Genomic DNA, 17056 nt, shown 5'->3' on the forward strand with positions numbered 1-17056 from the left:
GGTGTGCAGATCAAACAGAGGGCACCCAGACGCGGCGGCCACCCAATACGACGGTCAGCCCCAGACGCGGCGGCCGCCCAAGGCGGGGATCGGCCCAGACGCGGAGGTGTGAGTTGCCGCCCGGCACAGAGCGGCTTGGGAGCGCAAGTCTGGAGGGTGCGGGCCCGCGCTCCTCAGAGGGACCGGCGGGCCGGCGGGTCGGTCGTCGGAGCGGGTCAGTCCAGGTACCAGGTGTGCATGGCCGCGCCGAGGGGGGTGTGGTGGGCGGCCAGCACCGCGGCTGCGGCCAGGCCGATCGTGAGCAGCCAGCCTCGCTGCCACCGGCTCAGGGTGCGGGACCACAGGCCGAGGGCGACGGCCGTCGTGCCGAGGAGGGCGGCGCCATAGCCCGGGTCGGCGTCGAAGACGGGCAGGCCGGCGACCGTCACGGCGAGCAGGGCGGCCGCGGCGAGGGACAGGCCGGCGACGGCGAGCCAGAGGCGCCGCAGGCCGACGCCCACGGCGGCACCGGCCAGGCCGATCGAGGCGGCGAGGAGCCAGCCGCCGGCAAGGGCGACATAGGCGCCGAAGGTCAGCGCCAGGATCAGCGGGAGCAGGACGACGAACAGCGCGCCGGAGGGCCAGAGGCTCTTCGGGTCGTCGGGGCCGCCGCCGGCGGCGATGCGGCCGGGGATGTCGAACAGGAAGTAGCGCAGCGGCACCATGAGCAGCCAGGACAGCACGGGCCAGCCGAGGCCGGCGAGCAGCGTGCGGGCCAGCGCGTCCGAGGGGAAGGTCGCGGCGGCGGCGACCGGGCCGCGGGAGAGGCCGGCGCGGTGTGCGGCGGCGCGCAGCGCCGGGAGCGTGCGGGCCGCGCCGAACAGGTAGCGCCAGTGGCCGGCCGGCAGGGTCATGAGGTCCGCGGTCCACTCGGCGCGTTGGCGGTCGCGGAACGCGGCGGGCAGCAGCAGCGCGAGCGTCGCGACGGCGAGCCGCACGCCGGTGGTGAGAGCGGCCGGGGCCGCGCCGGTCACCACGCCAGGCGCCCGACGCGCGGGGCGGACCGCTTGGCGAGGGCCGCTCGGGCGGCGGTCACGCCTGCCGCGGTCAGCAGGTAATAGCGCCGGCGGGGGCGGCCGGCGGCGTGCACGTCGATCTCCTCCTCGCGGCTGGACAGCCAGCCCGCGCCCTCGAAGGCGACCAGGATCGGGTAGATCGTGCCCGGCTCGAGCCCCGCCTCCGTGGCCAGGTCGAGCCCGTAGCGCTCGCGCGCCGGGTCGTCGAGCAGTGCCCGCAGCACGAGCAGCCGCGGCGTCGTCATGCGCAAACCGGCCATGTCCGTACTCTATATAGCTACTGCCAGTTCTGCATAGGGTTGAAAAACTGCAAACACCGTTCGCATAATTGAACATGAGAGAAGCGAAGGTCACCTCAGGGGACGGTGCGAAGGTCACCGTGTATTCGACCGGCACCGGGCCGGGGATCGTGATCCTGCACGGCGGGGGCGTCGCCGTCCGGGACTACCAACGGCTGGCCGCCGCGCTCGCGGACAGGTTCACCGTGCACCTGTACAACCGGCGCGGCCGGGTCGACTCGGCGCCGCTGACCGGCACGGAGACGGTGGAGACGGACCTCGCCGACCTCGGTGCGGTCCTCGAGCACACCGGTGCGCGCAGCGTCTTCGGGCACAGCGGCGGCGGGTTCACCGCGCTCCGGGCGGGTCTCACCCTCCCATTGGAGCGGATCGCGGTGTACGACCCCGGCCTGTACTTCGGCGGCCGCCCCTCGGCGGAGTTCCTCGACGAGTTCGAGCGGCTCGTGCGGCAGGGTGACCACGCACGGGCGATGACGGTGATGGCCAGGGCCACCTACCCGGACGACTTCGGCGCCAAGGTGCCGTTCCCGGTCGCCAAGGCCATGACCAGCCTGTTCCTGCGCACGAGCATCGGCAAGCGGTTCGTCGAGCTCATGCTGACGATGCCGCCGGAGATCCGCCGCATCCATGACCACAGCGGCAAGGCGGAGGACTACGCGGGCGTCAGCGCGGAGCTCCTGCTCGCCGCGGGTGCCCGCAGCCCCCGGTACTTCATGGAGAACTGCCAGGCCGTCGCCGACGCCGCCCCGAGGGGGAGGGCGATGCTCATCCCCGGCGCGTCGCACAACTCGGCCAACATCGCCCGGCCGGCGTTCGTGCGGCCGTTCGCCGAGTTCTTCGCGGCCGGATCTTTCAAACGGGCATGAAAAAGGCCGCCCCCGGCAACCGGGGCGGCCTTTCCCAATCAGGACGTCAGTGCACGATCACCGGCGTCGCGGCGCCGGCCGCCGCGTCGTCGCCGGCCGCCTTCGGCTCCTTCTTGCGCGGCAGGAAGGCGATCGGGATGAACGTCAACAGGACCAGCGCGAAGCCGACCCAGAACGTCGTGGCGAACGATTCCGCGACGAAGTCCAGGCCCTTCTCGAACAGCGGCGGCGGCACCTGCGCCTTGATCTGGTCGGAGTGCTGCGCCGCGATGGCCAGCTGGGCCTCGGTGACCGGCGGGTTGGAGCCCGGCACCAGGTCCGACTCGTTGAGCTGCCTGGTCAGGATCACCGACATGACGGCGCCGCCGATGGAGCCGCCGATCTGCTGGAGGATGTTGACCAGCGTGGAGCCGCGGGCGACCTCGGCGTGGCCGAGCGTCTTGAGCGCCGACGTCATGATCGGCATCATCGTGCCGCCCATGCCGAGGCCCATGACGAACAGCGAGCCGCACAGCAGCCAGTACGACGTGTCGGCGGTGACCTGCGTGAACGTGAAGAAGCCGGCGGCGATGAGCGCCATCGCGAACGGCACCGTCCGGCCGACCGGGACCTTGTCGGCGAGCATGCCGGCGATCGGCATGGTGAGCATCGCGCCGATGCCCTGCGGCGCCATCAGCAGACCGGCGTGCAGCGTGGACTCGCCGCCGACCTGCAGGAAGTAGCTCGGGAACAGCAGGCCGGCGCCCATGAACGCGATGATGAACACGAACAGGGTGATCGTCGCGATCGTCAGCTTGCGGTTGCGGAACAGCCGCAGGTCCAGCAGCGGGTGCGCCGGTTTGAAGGAGTAGAAGACGAAGCTGATGACGAGCAGCCCGCCGATGAGCATCGGCAGCCACACCTTCGTCGCGGAGAACGTGCCGGCCTCCGGCCACGACGACACGCCGAACAGGAACAGCGCGAGGCCCGGGGACAGCATCAACATGCCGAGGAAGTCGAAGGACTCCGACGGGTGCGCTTCGTCCTTCGGCAGCGCGAGCGCCGCGTAGACCAGCGCGACGACGCCGATCGGCAGGTTGATGAGGAAGATCCAGTGCCAGCTGTAGTCGTCGATGAGCCAGCCGCCGAGGATCGGGCCGGTGATCGGGCCGAGCAGCATCGGGATGCCGAGGATGGCCATGAGCCGGCCGATCCGCTCCGGGCCGGCGGCCCGGGTCAGCATCGTCATGCCCAGCGGCATGAGCATGCCGCCGCCGAGACCCTGCACGACCCGCCAGCCGATGAGCTGGCCGATGGAGTCGGCGGTGGCGCACAGGCCGGAGCCGATCGTGAAGAGGGCGAGGGCGACCATGTACAGCCGCTTCGTGCCGAACCGGTCCGCCGCCCAGCCGGTGAGGGGGATGACGGTTGCCAGCGCGAGGGTGTAACCGGTCATCGTCCAGGCGACGGTCGCGTACGACGCGTTGAATTCGGTCTGGAAGGTCGGCAGCGCCACGCTGACGACAGTGATGTCGAGAATCGACATGATCGCACCGAGGACCACGACCCCCGCGATCTTCAGCACCGCGGCGTCGATCTTGGTCGATGCCGTGGCCGTTGGATTCGTCACAAAACCCCTCCTGATCGAGGTCTCCGTCCGTGAAAAGGCCGGTGACCAGCCTACGCGGCTTGATTACTAGTCGAGCACACGTTCGATTCCGGCCTATTACAGGGGTTGTGGCTACGCCAGCCGCCGCAGGTCCAGCACGTGCCAGGCGGTCGGTTCGGGGCTCCCGGTGGACCACCAGACGAGGCCGGCCTTGGTCGTCACCACGCCGACGTCCCGCGCGAGCACGGTCGTCCGGCCCGTCGTCAGGTCGTACGCGAGCAGCCGCAGCGACTCGTCCTCGACCCCGGTCAGCAGCTCGAAGCGGTCCAGCAGGCCGACATCGACGCCGACGGCGTTCAGGTCACCCGCGACCCGGCGCCGTCCCTCGCCGTCGGCGCGCATGACGTCGACGAGGTTGCGCCCGCTCGCCGTCTCCTGGATGGCGCGGCACCACTCCGGCGTGCACAGCATGGTCTCCGCCGCGGTCGCCGGCACGGATCGCCGCTGCCCGTCGGCCCGGTTCAGCAGCGTCGCCGCGCCCGGGTCGACGCTGACGAGCCAGGGCCAGGAGCTCCACCTGTACCGGCCGTCGATGACCTCCGTGCTGACGGCGCCACCGGTGACGGCGACCGACCGCACCTCCGTCTTCGGCGCGTCGTCGGGCGTGGCGGCCACCCAGTGCACCCGCTCCTCGGCGACGACCAGGTCGTACTGTGAGTCGAAGAACACAATCCCGCCCGTGTCGGCGGTCAGCGCGACCGGTGCCCCTCCGGCCAGAGGCGCGCGCCACAGCCGCGTCTCGTAGGGCCCCGCGGCGGTCGCGGCCGACTCCGCCCAGTAGAGGACCCCGTCGGCGGCGGTGAGGCCCAGCCACTGCGGGAACAGGTCCTTCGGCACGCTGCGCAGCTCCCGTACCGCGGCAGCCTCCCGAAACACGAGCCGCTCGGCCTTACCGTCGGCGGACGGGGCGGTCCCGACGGAGGCGCCGGTCTCCAGATAGAGCAGCGGCGTGTAGATCACCCCGTCGGCGAGCTTCGCGGGCATCACCCCCGGCTCCAGCGTCGCCGTGACCGTCCCCGCACCCGACGGCGCGACCGAGGGCGGCGTGTCCCGCGACGTGGGGGAGAACAGCAGCCACCCGCCGACGACGAGCGCGGCGGCGAGGGCGATCAGCGGTCGGGCCCGTCTCACGGGGCTCAACCATACGCAAGCGACCCGCGTGGTGAGAGTTTCACACTCCGAAGGGGTTTGACCTGGGGTGGGACACCAGCTTCGTTGACCCGGGACAGTGAGCGCTCACACCATGCGGCCCATGCGAACCAAGCTGAGAGGGCTCATTGCCGGGCTGGCGGGGGCGGTGACGGTCGTCGCCGTCGGCGTCGCCGTGCAGACCGCCACCAGCCCCGCGCAGGCCGCGGCCGCGGACCCGTACGCGCTCAAGAACGTCCAGATCGAGGGCGGCGGCTTCGTGCCGGGCATCATCTTCAACCAGAAGCAGCAGAATCTGGTGTACGCCCGGACGGACATCGGCGGGGCGTACCGCCTCGACCCCGCCACGAACCGCTGGATCCCCCTGCTGGACTGGGTCGGCCAGGACAACTGGGGCTACAACGGCGTCGTCAGCCTCGCCACCGACGAGGTCGACCCGAACAAGGTGTACGCGGCCGCCGGCATGTACACCAACAGCTGGGACCCCAACAACGGCGCGGTCCTGCGCTCCTCCGACAAGGGCGCCACCTGGCAGACCTCGGCCCTGCCGTTCAAGCTCGGCGGCAACATGCCCGGCCGCGGCATGGGGGAGCGGCTGGCGATCGACCCGAACAAGAACTCGATCCTGTACCTCGGCGCACCCAGCGGCAACGGGCTGTGGCGCAGCACCGACTCCGGCGTCACCTGGGCGAAGGTGACCGCGTTCCCCAACCCGGGCAACTACGCACAGGACCCGAGCGACCCCAACGGGTACCTGACCGACAACCAGGGCATCACCTGGGTGACGTTCGACAAGCGCTCCGGGACTCTTGGTAATGCGACGCAGACCATCTATGTGGGGGTCGCCGACAAGCAGAACACCGTGTACCGCACCACGAACGGCGGCACCACTTGGGAGCGCGTCGCGGGGCAGCCGACCGGGTACCTGTCGCACAAGGGCGTCCTGGACACCGCCGGCGGCTACCTGTACATCGCGACCAGCGACACCGGCGGCCCGTACGACGGCGGCAAGGGTGACGTCTGGAAGTACAACACCGCGACCGGCGCCTGGACGCAGATCAGCCCCGTGCCGAGCAGCAGCAGCGACGACTACTTCGGGTACAGCGGCCTCACCATCGACCGCCAGCACCCCGGCACCATCATGGTCGCCACGCAGATCTCGTGGTGGCCGGACGTCATCTTCTTCCGCAGCACCGATGGCGGCGCGACCTGGACCCGGATCTGGGACTTCACCAGCTACCCCAACCGGAGCTTCCGGTACAAGATGGACGTCAGCCGCTCGCCGTGGCTCTCCCTCGGGGCCAACCCGCAGCCCCCCGAGGTGACGCCGAAGCTCGGCTGGATGACCGAGTCGATGGAGATCGACCCCTTCAACTCCAACCGGTTCATGTACGGCACCGGCGCCACCGTGTACGGCAGCACCGACCTCACCACCTGGGACACCGGCGGCCAGATCACGATCAAGCCCATGGCCGCGGGCCTGGAGGAGACCGCGGTGCTGGACCTCATCAGCCCGCCGACCGGCGCGCCGCTCATCTCCGGCCTCGGCGACATCGGCGGCTTCCGGCACACGAACCTCGACGCCGTGCCCGCGATGATGTTCCAGTCGCCGTACTTCACCAGCACCACCAGCCTCGACTACGCCGAGCTCAACCCGAGCGTCATGGTCCGTGCCGGCAACTTCGCCGACAGTGACCGCCCCAACGACAGCCACGCCGCGTTCTCCACCGACGGCGGCGCGAACTGGTTCCAGGGCAGCGAGCCGGGCGGCATCAACGAGGGCGGCACCATCGCCGCCGCGGCCGACGGGTCCAGGTTCGTCTGGGCGCCGAAGAACTCCGCTCCCGTCTACTCGGTCGGCTTCGGCAACACGTGGACTTCTATTAATGGACTTCCGCAGAATGCCGTTGTCGAGTCCGACCGGGTGCTTCCGGGCACCTTCTACGGTTTCAGCGGCGGTACGTTCTACCGCAGCACCAACGGCGGCGCCACGTTCACGGCGGCCGCCAGTGGCCTGCCCGCCACGGCGTCGTTCAAGGCGGTCCCGGGCGTGGCCGGCGAGATCTGGCTGGCCGGTGGCACCTCCGGGCTCTTCCGGTCGACCGACGGTGGCGTCTCGTTCGCCAAGGTCGCGTCGGTACAGGCGGCGAACGCCGTCGGGTTCGGCAAGGGCGCACCGGGCCGCCCGAACGTGGCCGTGTTCGCCGTGGCGCAGGTCGACGGCAAGAAGGGCGTCTACCGCTCCGACGACACCGCCGCCTCCTGGCTGCGGATCAACGACGACCAGCACCAGTACGGCAACATCGGCGACACCATCACCGGCGACCCGCGCATCTACGGCCGGGTGTACCTCGGCACGAACGGCCGCGGCATCATCTACGGCGACCGCACCGGCGCCCCGCCGACGTCGTTCTCCGCGTCGCCGTCCGCCTCGCAGTCCCGCTCCGCGTCGCCGTCGGTCTCGGTGTCGCCGTCGCGGTCCGTGTCCCCGTCGGCATCGGCGTCGGCGTCGCAGTCACCGTCCTCGTCGGCCGCCTGCACCGTCGCGTACTCCGTCGCCGGCCAGTGGGGCGGCAACTTCCAGGGCGCCGTGAAGATCACCAACCGCTCCGCCGCCCCGGTGAACGGCTGGACCCTCAAGTGGACCTACGCCAACGGCCAGGTCATCAACCAGATCTGGGGCGGCGTCTACACCCAGAGCGGCGCGAACGTCACCATCACCCCCGCCGACTACACGAAGACGATCGCCGCCAACGGCGGCAGCGTCGACTTCGGCTTCATCGCCTCCTGGAACAACACCACCAACGCCCAACCGACCGCGTTCACCCTCAACGGCACGACCTGCGCCGTCGGGTAGCGGAGTGACGCTGTAGGCGGCGGCGGGGCTGTCGCCGCCTACAGCAGATCTCTCAGGCTCTGCAGCTCGCGTTCGACCCAGCCCTCGGCCGTCGACTCCGTGCCCCGCAACTCCACCTTGTCCCGCAGGTGCCACGCGATGTTGCGCACCAGCTCCACCACCCGCAGCGCCCGCACGTCGCCGGTCGTCCGCCGTCGCGAGGCGTACCCGGCCTCGAACGCCGGCCAGTGCCCGCTCGCATACGCCCCGGTCAGGTCCGCCCCTCGCGGCCCCACGGCGGCAAGGTCGAAGTCGTGCCACAGCATCCTGCCGTCATCGGTCAGGTGCACGTTGTCCAGGCTGGCGTCCCCGTGCCGCACCCCGACGTCGCCGATGCCGTCCAGCAGCGGCCTGACCCGCTCCGCGATCTCGTGCACCATGGGGTCGCCGATGTACGACAACGCGTCGTCCAGCGTGCGGACCGGATCGTACGTCCTGGCCGGATGCGTGCTGCCGAACCCGTCCGCCGCCTCGTGGAACCGGGCGAGCGCCGCGCCGTACCGGAAGAACAACTCCCCGGACCACGGCGGCCGCGGCTTGCCACCCCGCATCCACACCGTGACGGTGAACTGCCGCACCCCCTCAGGCGCCTCGATCTCCCCGACGAGCGCCCCGTCCTCCATCGGAACGGGCACCGCCTCGGTGACCCCCGCCGCCGCAAGGTGCACCGCGAGATCCTGCTCCCACGCGACATGCGCCTTCCCGGCGGCGTACACCTTGCACGCATAGACCAGGCCACCCTCGACGTCCACCCGGTACACGTCGTTGACCAGCGACCTGACCAGCTCGCACCCCGTCACCCGCAACCCGCAGCGCCCTCCGACCACCAGCGCCACACTCTCCGCCGCCGCCAACGACCGCACCCACCGCACCGCAGCCTCCATACCCCCATTCTCTGCCCCACCCCGAGCGGCGCCCGGCGTGAGCACCGGACGAGCCGCCTCCCCGCCGCCGTGATCCACGGACGAATCCGGCCGCGCAAACGACCAACCCCGTCCATGGATCACGGCGCTGGGTTGACGCCACCGGCGTGGAGGTCCTCGGATCAGACGGGCCGCGGGGGAATTACGTGCACATATGGGGTGATTCGGTCCTGCTGGCGGGGAGGGGTTGCCTGCACTGCCCGAACTGGCATCAGCGGTGGAGGGCTCGCTGCACCGTGGGGACCCGCGGCGCCCGCACGCGGGGCGTGGCCAGTCCATCTTGGGGGTATCGCGGCCGGTCCGTTTCGGCGTGTCAGGGCCAGCCAGCCACAGCCCACTACGCCGCTGCTCTGGGCACGCCTGGTCGAGCGTGATCCAGATCGTCGCGACCAGATCGGCGCGACCAGATCGGCGCGACTGAACCGGTCGCCGCGCCAGACCGGGCGCGATGCCGGGTTGTGCACGGTGCCTGGCTGTACGGTGCCGGCCGGGTGCGACTGGGTCGGGGCTGTGTGTGAGCGCCGGGCGGGTGTGTGGTCAGAGCCGGTGAACCGGCCGCCGCGCCACACTGGGTGCCGCGCCAGGCCGGGCGCGATGCCGGGCTGTGTGCGGTGCCGGCCGGGTGCGGTGCCGGCCGGGGTGCGACTGACCCGGGGCCGTGTGTGAGCGCCGACCGAGTGCGTGGTCAGAGCCGGTGAACCGGGTGCCGCACCGGACCGGGTGCCGCACCGGACCGGGCACCGCACCGGACCGGGCACCGCACCGGACCGGGCACCGCACCGGACCGGGCACCGCACCGGACCGGGCACCGCACCGGACCGGGCACCGCACCGGACCGGGCACCGTGCCGGACCGGGCACCGTGCCGGACCGGGCACCGTGCCGGACCGGGCACCGTGCCGGACCGGGCACCGTGCCGGGCCGGGTGCCGCGCCAGGCCCGGGCGCGATGCCGGGTTGTGCACGTGGCGGGTTGTGTGCGGTGTCGGCCGGGTGCGACTGGGTCGGGGCTGTGTGTGAGCGCCGGGCGGGTGTGTGGTCGGAGCGGATGCGTGGTCAGAGCTGGTGAATCGGACGCCGTGCCAGGCCGGGTGCCGCGTCAGGCCGGGCGCGATGTCGGGTTGTGTGCGGTGTCGGCCGGGTGCGACTGAGTCGGGGCTGTGCGTGAGCGCCGGGCGGGTGTGGTCGGAGCGGGCGCGTGGTCAGAGCCGGTGAACCGGGTGCCGTGCCAGGACCGGGTGTCGTGCCAGGCCGGGCACCGTGCCAGGACCGGGTGTCGTGCCAGGCCGGGGCGCGGTGCCGGCTGGGTGCGACTGAGGCGGGGGTGTGGGTGAGCGCTGGGCGGGTGTGTGGTTGGAGCGGGTGCGTGGACAGAGGCGCCGGGCCGAGGGGGAGAGGCCCTCGGACCGGCGCGCGGCGGGCTCGGGTCAGACGAGGCGGCGGATGTCGCCGTGGGCGCGGTAGAAGCCGCCGCGGGAGGCCTCGCGGATCTCGGGGACGACATAGCGGGCGTGGGCCTCGCGGATGCCCTTGGGGAACTGGACCTGCCAGTCCTGGTGGTAGCCGGGGGAGACGACGCGGATGCGCAGGCGGCCGCCCTCCTCGAAGCACTCGACGATGATGCCGTCGCTGGGGTCGGTGGCGACCTCGACGGTGGTGGAGGGGGCGACGGCCTCCATGCGGGGGGCCTTGACGTCGACATACTCGGGGACGACGCCCTGCTCGGCGGCGCGGACGGCCTCCTCGCTGGCGTCGATGCAGGCCAGGGAGCCGTCGGTGGTGACGATGTAGAGCCGGTCGGCGTGATACTGCATCGAGTAGGCGCTGCCGCAGCCGGTGCCGAGCTTCCACAGGCGGGTGCCGTCGGCCGCGAAGCAATACACCGAGGAGCTGGAGTCGCCGGCGAAGACGTAGCGGCCGTCGGGGGCGGCGGCGCAGGAGTAGATGGTGTTGTCGCAGCGGTACGTGACGGCGGTCTGACCGCTCTTGGTGAAGGACAGGACCGAGTTGGACGACATGCCGGCGTAGAGGGTGTCGCGCTCCTGCCAGCCGAAGAGGACGGCGCCGCGGGTGGGCTGGTTCCACAGCTCCTTGCCGGTGCGCCAGTCATAGCTGGTGACGCCCTTGCTGTGGCCGTGGTGCACGGCGTTGTCGTCGCAGCGGACCATCCAGCCGCTGGAGCCGTTGCCCTGGCGGCGCCAGAGGAAGTCGTCCTCGTGGTCGATGCTGCAGATGCCGCCCTTGGCGTCGGCGACGCCGAGGACGCCGTCGTGGATGTCGAGCCAGTAGATGTCGATGTCGGGGGCGATGGAATAGGCCAGGCGCGGGACCTTGCCGGAGAGGTCATAGACGTTGCCGTCGTCGCAGCCGGCATAGAGCCAGTCGTCGTCGGCGACGATGCACTTCACCCCGTCGGGGAGCTGGAACTGGCGCTCGACCTGGGCGTCGTGGGTGAGGGTGGTGACGACGCCGGCCTCGTTGCCGACCATGCAGACGCGGTCGTCGACGAAGATGCCGAAGGCGGAGGAGCCCGACTTGTAACGCCACAGGAGCGGCGCGGTCTTCGCGGTGGAGCGGGCGCTGACGATGACGCGGCGGGAGACGGAACGCTTGGCGCGCTGGCCGGCGACGGCCGGGGCATAGCCCTTGCGGGACTTCTCGCCGATCTTCTTCGCGGCCTCGGCGGTTGCCTTCGCGTGGTCGGGGTAGGTGGTGGTCTTCAAGGTGCCGGGGTCGCCGATGCGGCCATAGCGGATCGACATCTCGGCGCCGTCGACGGTCACCTCATAGAACTTGTGGGCGCTGCCGCTGTCCTCGGACAGCTCGAGATAGGTCGTCTGGGGCATCGGTCACGGCCTTTCAAAGTACGAACCAACGAGGGGGCGCCGACAGCGTAGCGACGACCACCGACAAAAATCGCAGGCGTGCTGCATCTGCGGGTCATCTCCCCACCGGACCGGACCGACGACGTCGTCCGGGTCATCGAGGCCGCCCCCGGCGCGACCAACCTGGTCGTGCTGCCCGGCGCGGCCCGCCAGCCCGACGGCGACCTGGTGCTCTGCGACGTCGTCCGGGAGGCCGGCAGCCCGGTGTTGTCGGCGCTGCGCAAGCTGAAGATCCACGAGACCGGTTCGATCGCGATCGACCAGGTCGAGGTGGCGTTGTCGCACGTGGCGGCCGCCGCGGCCGACGCCGCGCCCGGGCTGGCCGGCGACGCGGTCGTCTGGGACGAGATCGAGCAGAAGACGGGCGACGAGACGGAGCTGTCCGGCACGTACCTGCTGATGTTCGCCATCGCGGCGATCATCGCGGGCATCGGTGTGCTGTTCGACCAGCCGATCCTCATCGTCGGTGCGATGGTGGTCGGCCCCGAGTTCGGCCCCCTTGCCGCACTGTGCGTGGGAATCGTTCGAAAAAGGCCAATATTTGTGAAGAAATCCGCGCTTGCCCTGTCTGTTGGCTTCGTGACGGCGATGCTCGCGACGGTCGGCGCGACGTTCCTGCTCGACCTCGCCGGCCTGGTCGACCGGAGCATGCTGCTGCAGGAGCGGCCGATGACGGACTTCATCTGGCGCCCCGACGCCCTGTCCTGGGTGGTCGGCTTCCTCGCCGGCATCGCCGGCATGCTGTCGCTGACGTCGTCGAAGGCCGGCCCGCTGATCGGCGTCCTCATCTCGGTGACGACCGTGCCGGCGGCCGCCAACATCGCCGTCGCCATCGCGTATTGGGTGCCCGACGAGGCGCTCGGCTCGGCGGTGCAGCTGCTGCTCAACCTGGCGGCCATCATCACGGCGGGCCTGCTGACCCTGCTCGCCCAACGCTGGTTCTGGACCATGACGGCAAGGAAGGCGGCACGGCAGTGACGGACCTCAGAGAAGCCCTGGACCGGCTGTTGGAGCCAGTCCCGCCGAAGCGGCTCGCCGAGTCGGTGCAGCGCCTCATCGCCGACTACCGCAGCGGCCGCCCCGCCGACGAGCCGCTGATCCGCAACATGGTCGACGCCACCGCGTACGCCGCCTACCGGATGCCGGCCACCCACGCCGCCGTAGAGGCCGTGCTGGCGCAGCTCGGGGAACGCGTCGACCCGCGCAGCATCCTCGACGTCGGCGGCGGCTCGGGCGCCGCGACCTGGGCGGCCCTCGAGCGGTTCCCGGGCATCCAGGAGATGACCGTCCTCGACCAGGTGCCGGAGGCGCTGAAGCTCGGCCAGCGCATGCTCCCGCGGGCCACGTGGCAGGAGTGGCACCTCGGCGAGCCGTTGTCCACTGTGGACATGGTGCTGGTGTCGTACGTGCTGGGCGAGCTGACCGAGGACGCCCAGCGTGACCTCGTCGAAGCCGCTGGCGCGGCGGCGGAGCAGGCGGTGGTCATCGTGGAGCCGGGCACCCCGCTGGGGTACCGGCGAATCCTCGAGGCGAGAGACCGCCTCATCGCGGGTGGCTGGACCGTGGCCGCGCCCTGCCCGCACCAGCAGGCGTGCGGGATGACGGGCAAGGACTGGTGCCACTTCACCGCCCGCATCAACCGCTCCGCGCTGCACCGCCGGCTCAAGTCCGCCGAGCTCGGCTACGAGGACGAGAAGTTCTCCTACGTGGCCGTCACGAAAGACGTGGCGGCCACGAAAGATGTGGCGGTCACGAACGAGCAGGGGCGGGTGGTGCGGCACCCCGCGTTCCGCAAAGGGCTGGTCACGCTGCAGGTCTGCAACCCGGACACCACGGTCGGCCCGACGCTCGTCTCCAAGCGGGAGGGTCCGCGGTACAAGCAGGCCCGGGACGCTCAATGGGGCGACGAATGGCCCCAGCCATCGGAGTGACCGCCGCGGCGGCCGACGACGAGCGGGCCCGGCCGATCGTGGTGATCGGCCGGGCCCGTCGTTCAGGCGGTCAGGGTCAGGTCTGGTCGGCCGCGAAGGAGGCGACCCACGACAGCGACGAGTTCCAGTTGATGGTCAGCTCGTTCGTCGACCACGACTTGATGTCGTCGATGTAGCACAGCTGCGGCTTGCAGCCCTTCAGCGCCGCCGAGGCGACCTCGTCCTGCAGCGACGAGTTCGGTCCACCGGCGAGCGTGCCGCGCGGCGGGTTGGGCAGCTTCGGGTCGAGCTGGTTGGCGTACCAGCGGCTGTGCTGGTTCTTCGACGCCTTCTCGCCGTAGCCGGTCACGTAGGACTGGTTGAGCGCGTTGCGGCCGAAGATGTAGTCCATGCCGGTCAGGACGCCGTCGCGGTACTTCGCCTCGCCGGTGAGGTCGAACGCGGTGCCGACGACCGCGAGGTTGTTGAGCATCTGGCTGTTGGACGCCCAGTCGTAGCCGCCGTTGGGCGCGTACGCCTGGCCGTACGCCTGCGAGGTGAGCGTGGCGAGGTGCTTGTCGGCGCCGGCGACGACGCTGGCCTTCACCCGCTCCCGGTCGCCCAGCTTGTTGTCGATCGTCGCCAGGTCGAGCCGGCCGAGGGCGCCGACGGCGCGCCAGTCGAACGCGTTGGCGAAGACGTCGGACTTGTGCACCGGCGACGCGGTCACGACGTCGGAGAACTTCTTCTCGCCGGTGGTGATGTACAGCTCCGCCGCCGCCCAGTAGAACTCGTCGTCGACGTCGGTGTCACCGTACGCGCCGCCACCCGTGGAGTCGGAGTCCGGCGCGTAGACCTTCGGGTTCGCCTGCGCCGCCGCGAACGCGGCGCGGGCCGAGGTCAGCAGCTTCTCGGCGTAGGCCGGGTCGTAGTCCTTGAACACCCGGGCGCCCTGCGCCGCCGCGGCGGCCAGGTTGAGGGTCGCGGCGGTCGACGGCGGCTTGAGCACCCGCTGCTGCGTGTCGGCGGCCGGGTCGGTCGGCAGCCCGGTCCAGGCGACGTCCTGGACCTTGTGGTGTGCCATGCCGGCGAGCTTCTGCCCGGCCGGGACCTGCATCTTCATGAGGAAGTCGAGCTCCCAGCGGGCCTCGTTGAGCACGTCGGGGGCCTTGCCGCCGGTCTCGGGCTGGCGCAGGGCGCGCGCCTTCGCGGCCTTCGGGGAGCGCTCGTAGGAGCTCATGAGCTGCGCGACGGAGATGCCGCCGTTGACGACGTACTTGCCGTGGTCGCCGGCGTCGTACCAGCCGCCGGTCACGTCGAGGGTGTAGTCGCAGGAGCCGGGCGCGCACGGCACCTTGGTGTCGCCGCCGTTCGGGGTCTCCGCGGTGTGGCCCGCGGCGCGGCCGTAGCCGGGCGCGATCTTGTTGTCGATGGCGACGCCGCTGCGCTGCGGGTAGTAGAACGACATGGCGTCGATCGCGAGCTGGCGGTAGGCCTTCGGGTCCAGGTCGAACGGCAGGCTGGCCTTGCCGTCGACCTCCAGGGTGTACGTGCTGCCGCTGCCCTTGTAGGAGCTGAAGTCGACGGTGTGGGTGTTCTGGCCGGAGCTGGGGTCCATGCCGTGCGGGGTGGTCTCGCCGGAGGCGACGACGGCGCCGGCCTTGTCCTTGAGCTGCCACGGCAATGGGGTGCTCGAGTCGCTGATGACGGTGGCCAGCTTCGGGCCGTTGGGCAGGTAGCCCACCTGGTTGACCCGCACCGGGGTGTCGGGGATCTGGTCAGGGGTGGCGGGGAACGCGTACGCGGCGTCGGCTCCACCGGATCCGACGCCGGGCAGGCCGCCGTCCTTGGAGGCGAACGCGATCGGCAGTGCGACGGCGGGAACCGCCACGATCGCCGCGACGGCAGCGAGTTTGGCCTTGTTGGACAGGGTCGGCAGGCGCACCGGCTCTCCTTCTCGGTCGGGTTTGCAGCACCCGCGCCACCGTTCCTCCAGGGGGAGAAATTGGGTGATCAGCGGCGTGTCCGGGCGAACCTACCGAGCGACATGCCGGTTGAATTGGACAAAACGGCCGTGCTGTGACCTAGGCCACTCAGCACGGCGGCGGTTGGCACATCGTCTCCTCCAAACGCATGAGACGTTCTGCGCATCCGCCCAGCTCAGTGGCTCTACAACGTGTGTATACAACGTAGGTATACACATGGTGTACAGTCGCCCTCATGTCCATCGGTCAAGCGTTTCTGGGGCTGCTCGAGTCCCAGCCCCGCCACGGTTACGACCTGAAGCGGGCCTACGACGAGCGGTTCGGCAGCGACCGCCCCCTCGCCTACGGGCAGGTCTACTCGACCCTGTCCCGGCTGCTGAAGCACGGCCTGGTCACCGTCGACAGCGTCGAGCCCGGCGAGGGCCCCGACCGCAAGCGCTACGCGATCACCCAGGCCGGCGTCACGGACGTCGAGCAGTGGCTGGCCTCGCCGGAGAAGCCCGAGCCGTACCTGCAGAACACCCTCTACATGAAGGTGATCCTCGCGCTGCTGACCGGCCGCCCCGCCGCCGAGCTGCTGGACACGCAGCGGGCCGAGCACCTGCGCCTCATGCGCGAGCTGACTCGCCGCAAGACCGGCGGTGACCTCGCCGACCAGCTGATCTGCGACCACGCCCTGTTCCACCTGGAGGCCGACCTGCGCTGGCTGGAGCTCACCGCCGCCCGCCTCGACGACCTGGCCCGGAAGGTGCGTGCCTGATGCTCTCCGCCGTGTCCCTGACGAAGTCGTTCGGATCCACGCAGGCCTTGTCGGGCGCCTCCATGTCGGTCGCGGCCGGCGAGGTCGTCGCCGTGATGGGGCCGTCCGGCTCCGGCAAGTCGACCCTGCTGCACTGCCTCGCCGGGATCGTCCGCCCCGACGGCGGGCAGGTCCTCTACCGTGACCAGGAGCTGTCGGCGATGTCCGACGCCCGGCGCAGCGCGCTGCGGCGCGGCGAGTTCGGCTTCGTGTTCCAGTTCGGTCAGCTCGTGCCCGAGCTGACCTGCCTGGAGAACGTGGCGCTGCCGCTGCGCCTGTCCGGCCACCGGCGCAAGGACGCCCAGCGGCGCGCCGCCGGGTGGCTGGAGCGCCTGGAGATCACCGACGTGGCCGGCAAGCGGCCCGGCGAGGTGTCCGGCGGCCAGGGGCAGCGCGTCGCCGTCGCCCGGGCGCTCGTCACCGGCGCGCGGGTCGTCTTCGCCGACGAGCCGACCGGCGCCCTGGACTCCCTCAACGGCGAGCGGGTCATGCGCCTGTTCACCGAGGCGGCGCGGGACACCGGCGCCGCCGTCGTGCTCGTGACGCACGAGGCCCGGGTCGCCGCCTACGCCGACCGCGAGATCGTCGTCCGCGACGGCAAGGCCCTCGACCTGGCGAGGCAGTCATGATCGCGATGTACGGC

13 protein-coding genes are annotated in these 17056 nt (G+C 71.0%); 6 read left to right on the forward strand and 7 right to left on the reverse strand.

Annotated elements, in window-relative coordinates; all coding sequences use genetic code 11:
• Window positions 1-215 precede the first annotated feature (215 nt).
• Window positions 216-1016 carry a hypothetical protein gene (locus ABD332_RS00635; RefSeq protein WP_344498317.1) on the reverse strand — a complete coding sequence of 267 codons (801 nt, stop codon included), beginning with the start codon at window positions 1014-1016 and terminating at the stop codon, window positions 216-218.
• Entirely contained in the window at window positions 1010-1315 is a 306-nt protein-coding gene (locus tag ABD332_RS00640) for a PadR family transcriptional regulator (RefSeq protein ID WP_344498319.1), read from the reverse strand. Before ABD332_RS00640 ends, ABD332_RS00635 begins: the two co-directional genes overlap by 7 nt.
• 74 nt (window positions 1316-1389) lie before the next feature.
• Here ABD332_RS00640 and ABD332_RS00645 point away from each other — a divergent pair, with 74 nt between their 5' ends.
• Window positions 1390-2220: an alpha/beta fold hydrolase gene (locus tag ABD332_RS00645; protein WP_344498321.1), complete on the forward strand. Its 831-nt coding sequence runs from the start codon at window positions 1390-1392 to the stop codon at window positions 2218-2220.
• Between the two features lie 46 nt (window positions 2221-2266).
• Here the strand turns inward: ABD332_RS00645 and ABD332_RS00650 are convergent, their stop codons facing one another.
• Window positions 2267-3844 (reverse strand): DHA2 family efflux MFS transporter permease subunit, encoded by a 1578-nt coding sequence (locus ABD332_RS00650; RefSeq protein WP_425552126.1) that lies wholly within the window; start codon window positions 3842-3844, stop codon window positions 2267-2269.
• A gap of 96 nt (window positions 3845-3940) precedes the next feature.
• A complete protein-coding gene (locus ABD332_RS00655) occupies window positions 3941-4999 on the reverse strand; it encodes a hypothetical protein (protein ID WP_344498325.1) in 1059 nt (352 codons plus the stop codon).
• 121 nt (window positions 5000-5120) lie between these two features.
• Here ABD332_RS00655 and ABD332_RS00660 point away from each other — a divergent pair, with 121 nt between their 5' ends.
• Window positions 5121-7874 carry a cellulose binding domain-containing protein gene (locus tag ABD332_RS00660; protein WP_344498327.1) on the forward strand — a complete coding sequence of 918 codons (2754 nt, stop codon included), beginning with the start codon at window positions 5121-5123 and terminating at the stop codon, window positions 7872-7874.
• Between the two features lie 38 nt (window positions 7875-7912).
• Here the strand turns inward: ABD332_RS00660 and ABD332_RS00665 are convergent, their stop codons facing one another.
• Window positions 7913-8797, reverse strand: coding sequence for a phosphotransferase enzyme family protein (locus ABD332_RS00665; protein ID WP_344498329.1), 885 nt, complete (start codon window positions 8795-8797; stop codon window positions 7913-7915).
• A 1464-nt stretch (window positions 8798-10261) separates the two neighbouring features.
• Window positions 10262-11680: a WGR domain-containing protein gene (locus ABD332_RS00670; protein ID WP_344498331.1), complete on the reverse strand. Its 1419-nt coding sequence runs from the start codon at window positions 11678-11680 to the stop codon at window positions 10262-10264.
• 78 nt (window positions 11681-11758) lie between these two features.
• Here ABD332_RS00670 and ABD332_RS00675 point away from each other — a divergent pair, with 78 nt between their 5' ends.
• Complete coding sequence (locus ABD332_RS00675; RefSeq protein ID WP_344498333.1) at window positions 11759-12697, forward strand: DUF389 domain-containing protein; 939 nt, start codon at window positions 11759-11761, stop codon at window positions 12695-12697.
• Window positions 12694-13650, forward strand: coding sequence for a small ribosomal subunit Rsm22 family protein (locus tag ABD332_RS00680; protein ID WP_344498335.1), 957 nt, complete (start codon window positions 12694-12696; stop codon window positions 13648-13650). Before ABD332_RS00675 ends, ABD332_RS00680 begins: the two co-directional genes overlap by 4 nt.
• Before the next feature lie 76 nt (window positions 13651-13726).
• Here ABD332_RS00680 and ABD332_RS00685 read toward each other — a convergent pair whose 3' ends face one another.
• A complete protein-coding gene (locus ABD332_RS00685) occupies window positions 13727-15574 on the reverse strand; it encodes a glycoside hydrolase family 9 protein (protein WP_344498337.1) in 1848 nt (615 codons plus the stop codon).
• 275 nt (window positions 15575-15849) lie between these two features.
• Between ABD332_RS00685 and ABD332_RS00690 the strand changes: the two genes are divergently transcribed.
• Both ABD332_RS00690 and ABD332_RS00695 read left to right on the forward strand, forming a co-directional pair.
• Window positions 15850-16374, forward strand: a complete 525-nt coding sequence (locus ABD332_RS00690) for a PadR family transcriptional regulator (RefSeq protein ID WP_344498339.1) — start codon at window positions 15850-15852, stop codon at window positions 16372-16374.
• Complete coding sequence (locus tag ABD332_RS00695; RefSeq protein ID WP_344498341.1) at window positions 16374-17042, forward strand: ABC transporter ATP-binding protein; 669 nt, start codon at window positions 16374-16376, stop codon at window positions 17040-17042. The genes ABD332_RS00690 and ABD332_RS00695 overlap by 1 nt, the downstream gene beginning before the upstream one ends.
• The last annotated feature ends 14 nt before the right edge of the window (window positions 17043-17056 follow it).

Origin of the sequence: Dactylosporangium maewongense (assembly GCF_039531485.1) — a bacterium.
Taxonomy (GTDB): domain Bacteria; phylum Actinomycetota; class Actinomycetes; order Mycobacteriales; family Micromonosporaceae; genus Dactylosporangium; species Dactylosporangium maewongense.

What these genes read in the sequence shown, in the direction of transcription:
- ABD332_RS00645 (WP_344498321.1), top strand. Translation starts at nt 1,390, where the DNA reads ATGAGAGAAGCGAAGGTCACCTCAGGGGACGGTGCGAAGGTCACCGTG.
- ABD332_RS00665 (WP_344498329.1), bottom strand. Translation starts at nt 8,797, where the DNA reads ATGGAGGCTGCGGTGCGGTGGGTGCGGTCGTTGGCGGCGGCGGAGAGT.
- ABD332_RS00660 (WP_344498327.1), top strand. Translation starts at nt 5,121, where the DNA reads ATGCGAACCAAGCTGAGAGGGCTCATTGCCGGGCTGGCGGGGGCGGTG.
- ABD332_RS00695 (WP_344498341.1), top strand. Translation starts at nt 16,374, where the DNA reads ATGCTCTCCGCCGTGTCCCTGACGAAGTCGTTCGGATCCACGCAGGCC.
- ABD332_RS00670 (WP_344498331.1), bottom strand. Translation starts at nt 11,680, where the DNA reads ATGCCCCAGACGACCTATCTCGAGCTGTCCGAGGACAGCGGCAGCGCC.
- ABD332_RS00640 (WP_344498319.1), bottom strand. Translation starts at nt 1,315, where the DNA reads ATGGCCGGTTTGCGCATGACGACGCCGCGGCTGCTCGTGCTGCGGGCA.
- ABD332_RS00690 (WP_344498339.1), top strand. Translation starts at nt 15,850, where the DNA reads ATGTCCATCGGTCAAGCGTTTCTGGGGCTGCTCGAGTCCCAGCCCCGC.